Here is a 14,544-nt window from a genome sequence, read left to right as displayed (position 1 = left end):
GTCGGTACGGTTCCGCTCGTGCTGGCCGGACGGAACCGCGAACGCGCGGCGATCGCTGCCCTGCTCGAGGCCGCGCGGGCCGGGTCCGGCGGATCCCTGGTGATCCGCGGCGTGGCCGGGTCGGGCAAGTCGACCCTGCTGGCCGACGCGGTCGGCGCCGCGACCGGCATGCGGGTGCTGCGCACGTCGGGCGTGGAGTCGGAGTCCCCGCTGGCGTTCGCCGCGCTGCAGCGGCTGCTGTGGCCGGTGCGCGGCCGCCTCGACGCGCTGCCGGCGCGCCAGGCGGCTGCGCTGGGCGCGGCACTGGGCGAGGCCGACGGCGACGGCGATCGCTTCCTGACCTTCCTGGGCACGCTGAGCCTGCTCGCCGACGCCGCGGAGGAGTCGCCGGTGCTGGTCGTGGTCGACGACGCGCACTGGCTCGACGACGCCTCGGCCGCGGCGTTGCTGTTCGCCGCCCGCCGGCTGCAGGCCGAGCGCGTCGCTCTGCTGTTCGCCGCCCGAGACGGCGAGGCCTACGCCTTCGAGACACCCGACCTGCCCACCGTCGTGCTCGGTGGCGTGACCGGGACCGACGCCGACGAGCTGCTGACCGCCCGCGCCGACGGTGCGGTCGACCCGGCGGTGCGCGACCGGCTGGTGACCGCGACCGGCGGCAACCCCCTCGCACTGGGCGAACTCGCCGCCGCCCTGACTCCTGACCAGCTGGCCGGCCGCGCGCCGCTGCCCACCCCGCTGCCGCTGACCGGCGGCGTCGAGCGCGGGTTCCTCGATCGGGTCCGGCCCCTGAGCGCGCCGGCCCGGAGGTTCCTGCTCCTGGCCGCCGCCGACGACACCGGCCGGCTGTCCGTCGTCCGCGATGCCGCCTCGCGTCTCGACATCGGCGACGACGCCCTCGACGAGGCCGAGGGGGTCGGGCTGCTCCGCGTCGACGGCGACACCCTGACGCCGTACCACCCACTGGTCCGCTCGGCGGTGTACCGGGCGGCCACCAGCGCCCAGCGCCGCGCTGCCCACCGGGCGCTGGCCGACGTCCTCGACGCCGACCCCGACCGGCGCGCCTGGCACCTGGCCGCCGCGGCCGACCGGCCCGACGAGTCGGTGGTCGCCGCGCTGGACGGCGTGGCCGAGCGCGCCGCCGCCCGGGGCGGACACGAGGCCGCCTCCGCCGCCTGGGCCCGCGCCGCCGAACTGACCGTGGACGGCGAGAGCCGCGGCCGGCGACTGCTCTCCGCCGCCTCCTCGGCCTGGCTGGGCGGCCAGCCGTCGCGGGCCGCCGGGCTGGCCGGCGCCGCCGCGGCCGACCTCACCGACCCGGTGCAGCGGGCCCTGCTGCTGCTGCTGCAGGGGCAGATCGAGTGGAACACCCACTCGCTCAACGAGGGCTACGACCTCGTCCTGCAGGCCGCCCAGCTCGCCGCCGGGGCCGACGAGGCGACCGCGCGGCCGCTGGCGATGCTGGCCGCGGCCCTGTCGGCCTTCGGGGCGCGTTCCCCGCGCCCGATCGATCCCGCCACGCTGGTCGGCGAGCCTCCCGCCGACGCGCCGGCCACCGGCCGGGCCGCCTGGGCGCTGCTGCAGGGGTACGCCGCCGTCGGCCGCCGCGACTGGGCGCCCGCGGCGGCGTCGTTCCGGCGCGCGTTCGACCTGACCGACGCCGAGCCGCTCGACGGCGACCACGTGCTGCAGCCCAACCTGGGCATCGCCGCCTGGCTCATCGACGAGGACGAGCGCAGTCTGCGGCTGCACGAGGAGCAGCTGACCGCCGCCCGGCGCGCCGGTGCGCTCGCCATGGTGGAGCACGCCCTCACCCGCGGGTTCCACGCCCAGTTGGCGACCGGTGCGTGGACGGAGGCCGCCGGCGCCGCCGCCGAGGCGCTGCCGCTGACCGCCAGCACCGGCGCCACGGGGCTCACCGCTCTGCCCACCGCGCAGCTGGCGGTGGTGGCGGCCCTGCGCGGGGACGATGCCGCCGACCGCCACCTCTCCGACGTCGCCGCGATCCGCGCGGCGCATCCGGTCGGCGTCACCGACAGCCTCGTCACCGACCTGGCGCACTGGGCGCAGGCCCTGCGCGTCGCCGACCGGCCCACGACCGCGCTGCACCACCTCGAGCAGATGCAGAACCCGATGCTGCGCCGCATGTCCGCCCTGGACGTCTTCGACATCGCCGTCCGCGCCGACCGGCCCGACGTCGTCCGGACGTGGCTGGCCGAGGTCGAGCAGTTCGCCGCCGCGACCCACACCGCCTCGGCGGTCGCCGTCACCGAGCACGGCCGCGCGCTGCTCGCCGACGGCCCGGACGCCGAGAAGCACTTCCTGGCCGCACTCGACGCGCACGCCGCCTCGCCGCGACTGCCCGACCGGGCCCGCACCCAGCTGGCCTTCGGCGAGCACCTGCGTCGCTCCCGGCGGCGGGTCGACGCCCGCGATCACCTGCGGGCCGCGCTCGCCGTCTTCGAGGAGCTGGGCGCGGCCCGCCTCGCCGAACGCGCCGCGCAGGAGCTGCGCGCCTCCGGGGAGACCGCCCGCCGCCGCGACGTCACCACCACCACCGAGCTGACGGCGCAGGAGCGCCAGGTCGCCGGGCTGGTCCGGCAGGGCCTGTCGAACCGGGACGTCGCCGCCCGGCTGTTCGTGTCGCCCCGCACCGTCGACTTCCACCTGCGCAACGTCTTCAGCAAGCTCGGCGTCGCCTCCCGCGCCGAGCTCACCGCGCTGCCGCTCGACTGACCCCGCCCAGCCGGCGCCGACCCCCTGCGCGCGCCTCCGACCCGGCGGTTCTCCCGGCGTGACGTCCCCGGGCTCCGTGGTCCGGGGTCCCGGTGGCCATCCGGCTCACCGCGGCGTGGGCGATGGCGAGGAGGCCGGTCGCCGGCGCGGTGGGCCTACGCCCCGGCGGCGGAGCCGAAGTGCCGGCGGTGGTCTCCGGGGGTGGTGTCCAGCCGACGACGGAACGCGCGGTTCATCGTCTCCGGCGCCTGGAACCCGCAGAGGCGGGCGATGTGGTCGACGGGGTGGCGGGTGGTCTCGAGGAGCTGGCAGGCCGCCTCGAGCCGCAACCGTTCCACGTGCTCGCTCGGCGTCACCCCTACCTCGGCCGTGAACACCCGGCTGAACTGTCGCTCGGACAGGTGCACCCGGCGGGCCAGGGCGGGCACCGACAGGTCCGCGGTGAGGTGGTCGGGCAGCCACGCCAGCAGCTCCCGTACCGGTTCGCTCTCGGTCGCCTGCGCGGCGAGCAGCCGGGAGAACTGCGCCTGCCCACCGGACCGCCGCAGGTAGACCACGAGGTGGCGGGCGACCGCCGCCGCTGCCCGAGCGCCGTGGTCGTCGGCGACGAGGGCCAGCGCCAGATCGATGCCCGCCGTCACGCCGGCGGAGGTCCAGACGTCGCCGTCGCGCACGTAGATCGCGTCACCGTCGACCGATACCTCGGGGTGCGCGGTCGCGAGCAGCTGGCACTCCGCCCAGTGGGTGGTGGCCCGCCGCCCGTCCAGCAACCCGGCGGCCGCGAGGACGAAGGCCCCGGAGCAGACCGAGGTGACCCGCCGGGCGCTGGCCGCCAGCCGCCGGACGTGGGCCAGCAGGTCCGCGTCCGTGCGCACCAGGTCCATGTCCCGGCCGCCGGCGACCACGAGGGTGTCGACCGGCGCCACGACGTCGCAGAGCGCGGTGGTGCCGAACGACAGCCCCGAGCTGGCCATCACCGGACCGCCCGACGTGCTGACCACCTGCGTGCGGTAGCTCGCCGCCGGCAGCAGGTGGGTGGCGCTGGAGAAGACCTCGAGCGGGCCGGTCACGTCCAGGATCTGCGCCGACGGGAAGGTGACGACCGCGACGTCGAGGGCAGCCACTCCCGGACTGTACGGCGAGGCATGTCCGGAAACGTCAAGTCCGCGTCCTGGCGCCGTGGGAGCTCGGGACCCATCGTCGTCCCGTGCCCGAATCGCAGGTCGCCCGCTCCGGCCGGATGGGGAAGGGACGTCTCCGCCCGGCGCTCCCCACCCACCGGGAACCTCCGGGAGCCCCCGTGCCCTCTGCTGTACCGGCCAGCTCCTCGGGCTCCGCTCTCCGTCGCCTCCGGGCACCGGTGATCTGGGGCGTCGTCCTCGGTGTCGTGCAGGCGGCCTCGCCGCTGGCGTTCCCCTGGCTGGACACGGCCACCGTCTACGCGCTCGGCCTCACCCTCATCGCCGCGGTCTACGTCGGCTTCGCCGTGGCCGACGGGCGCCGGCACGTGCTGGTCGTCGAGACGGTCGTCGCGTCGGTCTTCGTGGTCGCTGCCGCTGCCGCCGCCGCGGACCCCGGCTCGGCCTGGCTGGTCGTCGCCGGGCTGGCCGGACACGGCGGCAAGGACCTGTGGCAGCACCGCACCGGCTTCGTGGCCGGCACCCGCTGGTGGCCGCCGTTCTGCGCCACCGTCGACTGGGTCGCCGCCGCCCTGATCGCGGTCGCGCTGACCGCCGGGCTGCTCCCGACCTGACCCGGCGGCGACGGACCCGGCCCGATGCCGGTTCCACCGACGCGAGCACCGTCGACCGCCGTCCGAGACCGACCGCCGTCCGAGACCGACCGCAGCCAGGAGACTCCCCATGCCCGCCTCCGTCTCGACGGCCGAAGCCCCCGGGGCCACCGTGGGGCCGCCGAGCCTCACCGGCCCCATCCGCCGGATCATCGCCGGAGCCCTGCTGACCGGGGCCCTGCTCGCCGCCGTGCTCCCCGTGGTCGTGTTCGCCGGCGCGCCCGAGCACGTGATCACCGGATCGGCCCTGCTCGGGTTCGCCACCGGCTGGGCGCTGCTGGCGGGGCTGTCGGCGCGGATGACCAGCCAGCCGCAGCGGTGGGCCCTGGTACCGGCCGCCGCACTCGGCGCGACCGGGCTCGGGCTCCTGGTCCTCGCCCCGGGCAACCCCGGGCTGACCGCCGCCGGATGGGTGTGGCCCCCGGTGCTCTCGGCGCTGGCGGTGTGGATGGGCGTCCGGATCCGCCGTGCCCTGGCCGCCGGCAGCGGCCGCTGGTTGCTCTACCCCGTCGTCGCGGTCATCGCCGCCGCGGCGGTCGGCGGCGCCGTGGAGACCGTCGCGCTGGCCTCCGACGATCCGGGCCGCACGATGCCCGGCCGGACCTATGACGTCGGCGGCTACCGGTTGCACCTGGACTGCACCGGTTCCGGCGGACCGACCGTGGTGCTGTTCAACGGGCTGCAGGCGACGTCGGCCAACTGGGCGCGCATCGCCCCGGCCGTCGCGCGGAGCGGCCGGGTCTGCGCCTACGACCGTGCCGGGCAGGGCTGGAGCGAGGACGCGCCGCAGCCGCAGGACGGTCACCAGGCCGCCGCCGACCTGCACACGCTGCTCGAGCGCGCCGGTGAGGAGGGGCCCTACGTGCTCGTCGGGCACTCCATCGGCGGCGACTACGCGATGACCTACGCCGCCCGCTACCCCGGGCAGGTCGCCGGCATGGTCCTGCTGGACGCCACCGACCCCTACCGCGTCGGCGGCGGTCCCCCCGGTGCGGTGGCGGTCCTGCCCAGCCTCGCGCGCCTGGGTGTCGGGCGGCTGCTTCCCGCCTCGGCGTGGTCCGCGCTCCCGGAGCCGGCCGCCGGGCAGGTGCAGACGTTCACCGCCGGCTCCCGCGGCTGGCGCAACGTCCGCGACGAGGTCGCCACCATGCCCCTCCTGATCCGGCAGGCGCGTGCCCTGACCACCCTCGGCGCCACGCCGCTGGTGGTGCTCACCGCCGCCGGGAACGAGGACGATCCGGCGTGGCTCGCCGCGCAGGAACGCATGGCGGCGCTCTCGACCAACAGCGCCCACCGGTACGCAGACGCCGTGCACGCGGCTCTGCTGGACGAGGTGCGCGGCGCCGCGAGCTCGGTCCAGGCGGTCGAGGACGTCGTCCGGGCCGCGCGCGCCGGCACGCCCCTGCGGTGAACCCGGCGGTTCTCCCGGCGTGACGACACCGGCCCGGTCCTAGCGTCAGGGCACCACCGCAGCCCGGATGCACCCGGGACCTGCCTGGTCGCCGACCGCCTGCTCGCCGGCGTGCTGCGCACCCTCGGGCTCGCCCGACCGGTGAGACCTCCGCGCGCTCGTCCCGTCCGTCCCCGCCCGTTCCGGAGTGCCCATGCCCACGCCCCAGCCCTCGCCCGCCGGTGAGCGCGAGCTCCTCGACGTGCTCGTCATCGGTGCCGGCCAGGCCGGACTCGCCCTCGGCCATCACCTCACCCACCGCGGTGCGAACTTCCTGCTGGTCGACTCCGGACCCGAGATCGGGCACTCCTGGCGGTCCCGGTGGGACTCGCTGCGGCTGTTCAGCCCCGCCCAGTACGACTCCCTGCCCGGGTTGCCGTTCCCCGCGCCGGCCGACACCCACCCGGGCAAGGACGACGTCGCCGACTACCTCGCCGACTACGCCGCCCACTTCGCCCTGCCGGTGCGGTGCACCACCCCGGTGCTGCGGCTGCATCGCGGCGCCGACGGGGTCTTCGCGGCCACCACCCCCACGGAGACGCTGCGTGCGAGGCAGGTCGTCGTCGCCACCGGCCCGTTCCAGACGCCGCACGTCCCGGCGCTGGCCGACCGGCTCGATCCGGCCGTGCCCCAGCTGCACAGCGCCGCCTACCGCAACCCCGCCCAGCTGCCCGGCGGCGGCCGGGTGCTGGTGGTCGGCGCGGCCAACTCCGGCCTGCAGATCGCCGCGGAACTCGGCACCACGCAGTCGGTCACCGTCGCGGTCGGCACCCGGCCGACCGAGCTGCCCCAGCGCATCGCCGGCCGCGACCTGTTCACCTGGTTGACCAGGTCCGGCTTCTTCACCGTGCCCGCGCACACCCGCATCGCCCGCCTGCTGCGCGCCCGTGGCGACCTGGTCATCGGCACCCGCAGTCGCACCCTCCGCCGGCGCGGGATCGACTTCCGGCCGCGGCTGACCGGGCTCGACGGCCGCAACGCCCGCTTCGCCGACGGCACCACCGTGACCGTCGACGCCGTCGTGTGGGCCACCGGCTACCGACCGGACCACTCCTGGCTGCACATCCCCGGCGTCGTCACCGATGGACGGGTCCGCCACACCGGCGGGGTCACCGACGTGCCGGGTCTGTACTTCCTCGGGCTGCCCTGGCAGACCTGCCGCGGCTCGGCGCTGCTCGGCTTCGTCGGCGCCGATGCCGCAGCCCTCTCCGACCGCCTGGCCGCCGACGCCATCCGGCTGCACCGGTCGGAGCCGGCGAACCCGGCGATTTCCCCGGCGTGACGCCGCTGCCGCGTTCCTAGCGTCGACCGCGGCACCGCCCACCCCGCATCCGAGGAGCACCCGATGACCGCCTCCCCGACCAGCCGCCCGACCGTCGGCGTGCTCGCCGGCCTGCTGGCCGCGGCCGCCGGCGAGATCACCGCGACCGCCACCGGCCGCGGCCGGTCACCGTCGTCCGGGGTGGCCCGCGGCCTGGTCGACGCCGCCCCGGCGATGCTGGTCGACGGCGGCGTCGCCCTCGTCGGCCGCGCCGACAAGCCCGGGCTGGCCGTGCTCGCGGCCGGCGCCGGCGGTCTGGCCGCAGCGGCCGGCGGTGCCGTGGCCGGCCGCCGTCCGCTGCTGGGCGCGGCCGTGGCCGCGGCGCCGCACGCCCTCGGCGGCTACCTCGCGGTCCGCCGCGGCGACGCCTCCGCGCGGGACACCGCCGCCGCCACGGCCGCCGGCATGCTCACCGCCGCGACCGCGATCGCCCCGCTCCCGGTGCCACCGGCGGCGGTGGTCGCCGCCACCGCAGCGGCCGCGGCCGTCGTCGTGGGCACCGACCGGCGGGCCCGTCGCCGCGCCGGCGTCGCGCTGCGCGACCGGGTGGCGCTGCCCGCACCCGCCCGGCCGCTGCCGCCGGTGCCGGCGAGTGCCGCCGCGCGGCAGCCGGGCGTCGCCCCCCTCCTCGCCCACCCGGGTGAGCTGGTCGTCATCGACGTCACCGTGCCCGAGCCGAGGATCGACCCCGCCGGCTGGCGGCTGGAGGTGGACGGCCGGGTGGACGAGCCGCTGACCCTGTCGCTGCCCGAGCTGCTGGCCCGGCCGCTGGAGGAGCGCGACCTGCTCATGGTCTGCGTGCACAACCCGGTCGGCGGCGCGCGCATGGGCTGCGCACGCTGGACCGGCATCGGCCTGGCCGACCTGCTGGAGCAGGCCGGCGCTCCCGGCGGCGGCGGCTGGCTGGTCGCCGAGGCCGTCGACGGCTACACGAACGTGCTGCCGCTGGGGGTCGCCCGCGCCCACGGCTTCCTCGCGGTCGGCATGGCCGGGCAGCCGCTGCCCCGCGAGCACGGCAGCCCGGCCCGGCTCCTCGTCTCCGGCCGCCACGGGCAGGACGGCAACCTCAAGTGGCTGCGCCGGCTCACCGTCACCGACACGCCACCGCTGTCTTACTGGGGCCGGCGCGGCTGGGCCGACGGCACCTACCCGGTCCATCCGGGTTCGCGCATCGACGCTCCCGGCAGCCACGCGCACCTGGCGCCCGGGGAGATCCCCGTGCGCGGCTACGCCTGGGCGCCACCGGTCGGCATCGACCGCGTGCAGCTGCAGGTCGACGGCGGCCCGTGGACCGACGCCACCCTGGGCACCGATCTCGGCCCGGACGCCTGGCGCCCCTGGTCGGTGGACTGGACGGCTCCGCCCGGCCGGCACGAGCTGCGGGTCCGGTGCCGCACGACCACCGGCCAGTGGCAGGAGGAGTCCACCACCACACCGTTCCCGCACGGCGTGCGCGGCATCCACGAGGTCGCCGTCCACGTGGGTGGCCCACCCGTGCTGCCGGCACTGCGCCGGCTGGTCGGCGAGGGCGTCACCCGCGCGAGCTGGTCGGCGCGCAGCCTCGCCGCATGGCGTCATCCGGCCGCCACGCCGCCCGCCGGTCGGGCCGGCTGACCTGCCGACGGCGGCGTTCCCCGCACCTGCCCAGCCGGCTCGACCACCTGCCGACCGCAGTCCCCCCGTTCGCAACCCCGCAGAGAGGCATCCCCGTGAGCGCTGTGTCCCTGACCGACCACGAGATCGTCATCACGCTCAGCACCGCCGAGAAGGTCGCCGCCCTCCACGGCGACCTCCGCATCCCGCTGAGCGCGATCGCGGACGTCGAGGTCGTGCCCGACGCGCTGAGCGCTGTGCGCGGGCTGCGCGCGCCCGGCCTGGCGCTGCCGGGCCGGGTCGGGATCAGGGCGTGGCGGACCACGAGCGGCGCCGAGTTCGTCGTGGCCCGCCGTGGCCCTCGCCGAGCGGATCCGGGCCGTCCGTCGAGCGACACCGGGCGCTCCCGCTCCGGTCAGACCAGGCCGGCGCGCTTCCAGAGCACCTCGGACGGCCCGCCGACGAGGCCCACCTCCCGCAGGAACGACACCAGACCTGCCGACGCGCCGCGCAGCTTGGCGCGGTAGTGCTCGTTGCCGCGCGCGACCGACTTGGCCTGCTGGGGGTCCAGCCCCACCGAGGCGTAGACCTCCGGCTGCACCAGGTTGTCGGCCACGATCGCGGCCACCGAGGCGACCACGGTGCGGTGCCGGCGCAGCGCCCAGCGGCCGAGCTCCGGCGTCCGCCGGGCGATCTCCTCACGGGCGAAGCGCATGTGCCGCGCCTCCTCCACGACGTGGATCTGGCTGGTGGCTCGGGTCAGCGGCTGCACCCGCTCGTCCTTCATCAGGTCGCGCTGGAAGATGTCGAGGATCTCCTCGGCCACGAGGATCGCCGCGTACGCGGCCGGCCCGGAGCCGCGGGCGGCGAAGGCCTTGCCGAGCCGCTGGATCGACGCCGGGGGCTGGTAGGACGGCGCGCCGAAGGTCTGCGCGGTCCGCGCGAACATCACCGAGTGCCGGCACTCGTCGGCGATCTCGGTCAGCGCCCACTGCACGTGCGGCTGCGCCGGGTCGTCGCCGTAGACGTCCTTGAGCACCAGCTGCATGAGCAGGCACTCGAACCAGATGCCGACGCCGGAGATCGAGCAGTACTCGTGGACGGTCAGCGTGACCCGCTGCTGCTCGGTCAGGCGCTCCCACAGCGGCGTCCCGTAGAGGGAGGACCACTCCGGCGACAGGCCGTAGAGGTCATCGGGGATCGGCGCGTCCCAGTCGATGTCGACGACGGGGTCGTAGGACTTCTTCGCCGCGGAGCCGAGCAGGCGGGTGGAGATCTCCTCGCGGTCCACGGGCTGCTTGCGCGCCGGGCGGGTGGGCAGCGTGGCGGTCATCGGGCACTCCTCCGGGTCGACGGCTGATGCTGTGACCGAAGGTAGCTGTTACCGTTCGACACATGCAACGGCTGGTGGAGGAGGATGCCCGCGTGTCGCGCACCTCCACCCCCGACGGCCGCCGGTCGCGCTGGACCGAGCACCGCCGTGTCCGCCGCGAGGAGCTGGTGGGCGCGGCGCTGACCGCCTTGCGTGCCGTCGGGCCCGACTTCGCCGTGGACGACGTCGCCCGGGCCGCGGCGGTGTCGAAGACGGTCATCTACCGCTACTTCGCCGACAAGGACGAGCTCATCGACGCCGTCCTCGACCGGATCTCCACCGAGGTGCTGCTGCCGCGGCTGCTCGGCGAGCTCGCCGTCGAGCGGCCCGACGACCGGGCGCGGCTGCGCGCGGTGATCGCCGCCTTCGTCGGGCTGATCGAGGAGGAGCCGGCGCTCTACCGGTTCGCCTACGCCCAGGCCGGCCGGTCCGGCCGGCCCGATCTGGTCGCCGCGACCGAGCGGGAGGTCGCCGAGGCGCTCGGCGCCCTCATGGCCGAGCGGCTGACCGCCGCCGGCCGCCCCGCGGCCGGGGCGATGACCTGGGCCTACGGCGTCGTCGGCATGGTCCAGCTCACGGCCCACTGGTGGTCGGGCACCCGCAGCGTGCCCGCAGCCGACCTCGTCGACCAGCTCGCCGACCTCGCGTACGGCGGGCTGGGCACCCTGCTGCCACCGCTGGAGGGACCGCATGGCTGATCCGCACGGGCACGACGCCGACGGCTACACCGGGGAGGTGACCGTCGAGGGCCCGGGCCTGGACCCGCACAGCGCCGAGGCGGTCCTGGCCGCCCGGTTCGATCCGCTGGCCGGCTCGGTGGTGTGGACCGGCCGGATCCGGGCCGACCTGTCGCCGTCGACGGAGGTCACGGTGACCACGCCGCACGGCAGCGCCCGGGCCCGGGTGACCGAGCGCGACGTCTGGGGCGCCGCGCGGGTCACCGGCCTGGAGCGCCCGCCCTTCCGGGTCGAGCTGCTCGACGGGCGGCCGCCGGCCCGCTGACGGCTCGGGAAGCGAACGCGGGGCGGCCGCGGGCCACGGCACCACCTCGACGAGCTCGGCGGCAGGCGGGGCCTGCCCGTCGCGCGTCCCCCGCTCGGCCGATCCCTGGGCTCAGGCGGCGCGGTTCCCCTCGGCGGACCGCACCGTCTCGCGGATGACGCGGGCGCAGGCGGCAGGGTCGTCGACCATCGGCACGTGACCGACCCCCGCCAGCACGCTGAGCCGCGCCCCGGGCAGCCGCTCGCGCGCCGCCGCCAGGTGGACCGCCGGCGGCAGGATCCGGTCGTGCTCGGCCCACGCGATCGCGACCGGGCACGGCAGGGGGTCGAGCGGGGCGACGACCTCCGTCGTGCCCAGGATGTCGAGCGCCGCCACGCAGCCGACGAGGTCGCGCACGGCCTCGACCGCCTGCCCCGGCGTCAGCCGGTCGCCGTGCCGGGCGACGTCGCGCATCGCCAGGCGCCGGACGGGACCGAACCGCATCCCGAGCGGAGCCACCGCCGCGGTCGACCGGGCCACCAGGCGCAGGCGGCGCAGCCGCGCGCGCCCGGGGCTGTCGGTGTCGCCCGGCTCCCAGAACCCCGCGGGCGACAGGGCGCAGACGCTGCGGGCGCGTCCGCGCCGGGCGAGCTCGACGGCCATCCAGCCGCCCATCGAGTTGCCGGCGACGTGGACGGTGTCCAGCCCGCGCGCGTCGAGGAAGCGCTCGGCGTCGTCGGTCAGCGCGCCGATGCTGGCCGGCCCGGACAGCGCGGCGCCGCCCCGGTGCCCGGCCGCGGTCGGGACGTGCACGTCGTGGTCGTCGGAGAGGTGGGGGACGACGTCCGCCCACGCGGCTGCCGACATCGTCACGCCGTGCAGCAGCAGCAGGGGAGGGCGCTGGCCCGGTGCGGTCACGCGGGGAGACTAGTGAGGTCCGACCGCTGCCTCGCGACGGTCGCCGGCTCCGGTGGCGCGGCCGCGCTGCGGCCCGCGGCTCAGCCGACGGGAGCGGGCTTGCGCCCGTACATGCGCAGGTCGGCCAGGTGCACCAGCGGCCCGAAGCCGTCGGCGTCCTCGGGGAACAGCGCCAGCCCGATGCTGGCCCGCACGCTGACCTCGGCACCGCGCAGCAGCACCGGGACGCGCACGGCCTCGGCCAGGGCGTCGGCGATCCGCTGGGCCTCGGCCGCGGCGGTGGCCGGGTCCAGGCCGGGCAGGGCGATCAGGAACTCGTCGCCGCCCAGCCGGGCCAGCAGGTCCGAGCGGCGCAGCCGGCCCTGCAGCCGGCCGGCCACCACCTGCAGGAGCTCGTCGCCGGCGGCGTGCCCGTGGGCGTCGTTGACCGCCTTGAAGCCGTCGACGTCGACGAACAGCACCGCCAGCGCGTCGCCGCGGCCGGTGGCCTCCCACAGCGCGGCCTCCACCTGCTCCTCGAACCGGCGCCGGTTGGCCAGGCCGGTGAGCGGATCGGTGTAGGCCAGCTCCTCCACGCGGGCCATGGCCGCGCGGGTGCGGTCGCGCTCCTGCAGCAGCGCGCGCTCGGCCTCGACGCGGGCGGTCACGTCGACCTGGACGCCGATGTACTGCACGACCGCACCGGAGTCGTCGCGCACCGGCGCCAGGTGCAGCTCGTTCCACCAGGGCGTGCGGTCGGGGCCGCGGTGGTTGAGCAGCGTCTCGCGGCACTCCTCGCCGGCGTCGACCGCCCGGCGGATGCGCGCGACCGCGGCCGGATCGGTGTCGGTGCCCTGCAGGAAGCGGCAGTTGCGGCCCAGCAGCTCGGCGGCCGGCAGGCCGGCCAGCTGCTCGAACGCCGGGTTGACGTAGACCAGCGGCTGGTCGGGCAGGCGCAGGTCGACGATGCACACCCCGCTCGGGGTCGCGGCCAGCGCGCCGGAGAGCAGCCGGTCGGCCGCCGAGCCCGGCGGGACGGCGACGGCGGGCCGGCCGGCCGGCGCCGGCGCCGCGGCGACCGGCGCCACGGGGCGGGGCAGCGGCGACCGGCGCGGCGCCACGCGGGACAGCAGCGCCGAGCTGGCCCGGACGACGGTGTCGCGGTCGTAGGTCAGGGCGTACTCGAACCGGCGCTCCCGGTCCGGACCGGGGTCGCCGAGGTCGCGGGCCAGCAGCGCGGCGCTGAAGTGCGGGCTGAGCACCGTCACGTCCCACTCGCCGCGGACCGGGTCGGTGGGCGACAGGTGGGTGCCGCGCAGGCCGGGCAGCGGCTCCTCGGGCAGGTCCTCGCCGAGCGCGCAGACGAAGCCGGTGCGCTCCACCAGGTCGCGGTAGCGCTGGGTGGTCGACGGCGTGAAGTGCCGGGCCTCCTGGAAGGTCGCGGCGACCACGCAGGTCCGGCCCATCCGGAGGGCCTCCCGCTCGAGCTGCTTGCTCAGCTCGATGAGCAGCGCCTTGGGCGCGGTGCGCAGGGCGACGCCGTCGGGCAGGCAGGAGAAGGGGGAGAGCTCGCCGTCCTCGGTGCCCAGAGGCACCGGCCGGGGGAGGGGGAGCTCGGCGGTGGGCCGGCCGGCGACCGGGCCGGGGCCGGGGCGGCCGAAGTACCAGCCCTGGCCCAGGGTGGCGCCCAGGGCGCGCGCCATGGCCAGGTGCGCCTCGTCCTCGATGCCCTCGGCCAGCACCACCGCGCCGGTGCGCTCGGCGTGGGCGTTGACCGCGTTCATGATCTCGGCGATCACCGGGCCGGGCCGCTCCTGCACCAGGCGCAGGTCGAGCTTGACGACGTCGGGGCGCAGCAGCGGCATGAAGGCCAGCGACAGCGGCTCGGCGCCGACGTCGTCCACCGCGACGCCCCAGCCCACCGCCCGGACCCGCTCCACGGTGCGCAGCAGCTCGGCCGGCCGGGCCGCCAGCGCGCGCTCGGTGATCTCCATGACCACCCGCAGGTCACCGGGCGCCTCGGAGACCAGCGCCAGCAGGTCCTCCAGCGGAGCGGTGTCGAGCACCTCGGGCTCGACGTTGACGAACAGGGTCAGGGGTGCGGTGACGCCCCGATCGAGCGCGGTGCTCAGCGCGGTCGCGCGGCAGGCCTCGTCCAGCTCGGCGAGCAGCCCCTCGCTGCGGGCCGCGGCGAACAGCGCGTCGGGCCGCTCGAGAGGGCCCTCGGGCCCGCGGGCCAGCGCCTCGTAGGCGACGACGGCGCCGGTGTCGAGGTCGACGATGGGCTGGAAGACGCTGCGCACGCCGCCGGCGCGCAGGACGTCCGCGACGGTGCCGGCGGGGTTCCCAGGGAGAGAGGCCACGGTGCCCCATCGGCGGCCGGATGCGGCGGTGTGAGCCGGGGG

At 77.0% G+C, this 14,544-nt stretch carries 11 protein-coding genes; 7 read left to right on the top strand and 4 right to left on the bottom strand.

Features of this window, described 5'->3' with window-relative positions:
• Positions 1 to 18 precede the first annotated feature (18 nt).
• On the top strand, positions 19 to 2,733 hold the full coding sequence (locus ACI79R_RS19490) for an AAA family ATPase (protein WP_456575317.1): 2,715 nt from the start codon (positions 19 to 21) through the stop codon (positions 2,731 to 2,733).
• Between the two features lie 155 nt (positions 2,734 to 2,888).
• On the opposite strand, the gene ACI79R_RS19485 is transcribed toward ACI79R_RS19490, so the two are convergent.
• On the bottom strand, positions 2,889 to 3,857 hold the full coding sequence (locus ACI79R_RS19485; protein ID WP_456575316.1) for a GlxA family transcriptional regulator: 969 nt from the start codon (positions 3,855 to 3,857) through the stop codon (positions 2,889 to 2,891).
• A gap of 236 nt (positions 3,858 to 4,093) precedes the next feature.
• Between ACI79R_RS19485 and ACI79R_RS19480 the strand changes: the two genes are divergently transcribed.
• From ACI79R_RS19480 to ACI79R_RS19465, 4 genes are all read left to right on the top strand, one after another.
• Positions 4,094 to 4,486 carry a hypothetical protein gene (locus ACI79R_RS19480; RefSeq protein ID WP_456575315.1) on the top strand — a complete coding sequence of 131 codons (393 nt, stop codon included), beginning with the start codon at positions 4,094 to 4,096 and terminating at the stop codon, positions 4,484 to 4,486.
• A gap of 109 nt (positions 4,487 to 4,595) precedes the next feature.
• The gene (locus ACI79R_RS19475; RefSeq protein WP_456575314.1) at positions 4,596 to 5,936 is read left to right on the top strand and encodes an alpha/beta fold hydrolase; all 1,341 of its coding nucleotides are present in this window, start codon (positions 4,596 to 4,598) and stop codon (positions 5,934 to 5,936) included.
• A gap of 193 nt (positions 5,937 to 6,129) precedes the next feature.
• The gene (locus tag ACI79R_RS19470; RefSeq protein WP_456575313.1) at positions 6,130 to 7,257 is read left to right on the top strand and encodes a flavin-containing monooxygenase; all 1,128 of its coding nucleotides are present in this window, start codon (positions 6,130 to 6,132) and stop codon (positions 7,255 to 7,257) included.
• Between the two features lie 63 nt (positions 7,258 to 7,320).
• Positions 7,321 to 8,910: a molybdopterin-dependent oxidoreductase gene (locus ACI79R_RS19465; RefSeq protein ID WP_456575312.1), complete on the top strand. Its 1,590-nt coding sequence runs from the start codon at positions 7,321 to 7,323 to the stop codon at positions 8,908 to 8,910.
• Between the two features lie 394 nt (positions 8,911 to 9,304).
• Here ACI79R_RS19465 and ACI79R_RS19460 read toward each other — a convergent pair whose 3' ends face one another.
• Positions 9,305 to 10,222, bottom strand: a complete 918-nt coding sequence (locus tag ACI79R_RS19460; RefSeq protein WP_456575311.1) for an AurF N-oxygenase family protein — start codon at positions 10,220 to 10,222, stop codon at positions 9,305 to 9,307.
• A gap of 62 nt (positions 10,223 to 10,284) precedes the next feature.
• Here ACI79R_RS19460 and ACI79R_RS19455 point away from each other — a divergent pair, with 62 nt between their 5' ends.
• Together ACI79R_RS19455 and ACI79R_RS19450 are read left to right on the top strand one after the other, a co-directional pair.
• On the top strand, positions 10,285 to 10,959 hold the full coding sequence (locus tag ACI79R_RS19455) for a TetR family transcriptional regulator (protein ID WP_456575310.1): 675 nt from the start codon (positions 10,285 to 10,287) through the stop codon (positions 10,957 to 10,959).
• A complete protein-coding gene (locus tag ACI79R_RS19450; RefSeq protein ID WP_456575309.1) occupies positions 10,952 to 11,263 on the top strand; it encodes a DUF4873 domain-containing protein in 312 nt (103 codons plus the stop codon). The genes ACI79R_RS19455 and ACI79R_RS19450 overlap by 8 nt, the downstream gene beginning before the upstream one ends.
• A 111-nt stretch (positions 11,264 to 11,374) precedes the next feature.
• Here ACI79R_RS19450 and ACI79R_RS19445 read toward each other — a convergent pair whose 3' ends face one another.
• Together ACI79R_RS19445 and ACI79R_RS19440 are read right to left on the bottom strand one after the other, a co-directional pair.
• On the bottom strand, positions 11,375 to 12,160 hold the full coding sequence (locus ACI79R_RS19445; RefSeq protein ID WP_456575308.1) for an alpha/beta fold hydrolase: 786 nt from the start codon (positions 12,158 to 12,160) through the stop codon (positions 11,375 to 11,377).
• Between the two features lie 80 nt (positions 12,161 to 12,240).
• Positions 12,241 to 14,502, bottom strand: a complete 2,262-nt coding sequence (locus ACI79R_RS19440) for an EAL domain-containing protein (RefSeq protein ID WP_456575307.1) — start codon at positions 14,500 to 14,502, stop codon at positions 12,241 to 12,243.
• Between the last annotated feature and the right edge of the window lie 42 nt (positions 14,503 to 14,544).

The organism is Blastococcus sp. SYSU D00820 (assembly GCF_054050695.1).
The sequence above is the reverse complement of the archived record's forward strand: the minus strand, read 5'-3'. Positions and strand labels throughout refer to the sequence as shown.

What these genes read in the sequence shown, in the direction of transcription:
- ACI79R_RS19455 (WP_456575310.1), top strand. Translation starts at nt 10,285, where the DNA reads ATGCAACGGCTGGTGGAGGAGGATGCCCGCGTGTCGCGCACCTCCACC.
- ACI79R_RS19475 (WP_456575314.1), top strand. Translation starts at nt 4,596, where the DNA reads ATGCCCGCCTCCGTCTCGACGGCCGAAGCCCCCGGGGCCACCGTGGGG.
- ACI79R_RS19465 (WP_456575312.1), top strand. Translation starts at nt 7,321, where the DNA reads ATGACCGCCTCCCCGACCAGCCGCCCGACCGTCGGCGTGCTCGCCGGC.
- ACI79R_RS19450 (WP_456575309.1), top strand. Translation starts at nt 10,952, where the DNA reads ATGGCTGATCCGCACGGGCACGACGCCGACGGCTACACCGGGGAGGTG.
- ACI79R_RS19470 (WP_456575313.1), top strand. Translation starts at nt 6,130, where the DNA reads ATGCCCACGCCCCAGCCCTCGCCCGCCGGTGAGCGCGAGCTCCTCGAC.
- ACI79R_RS19460 (WP_456575311.1), bottom strand. Translation starts at nt 10,222, where the DNA reads ATGACCGCCACGCTGCCCACCCGCCCGGCGCGCAAGCAGCCCGTGGAC.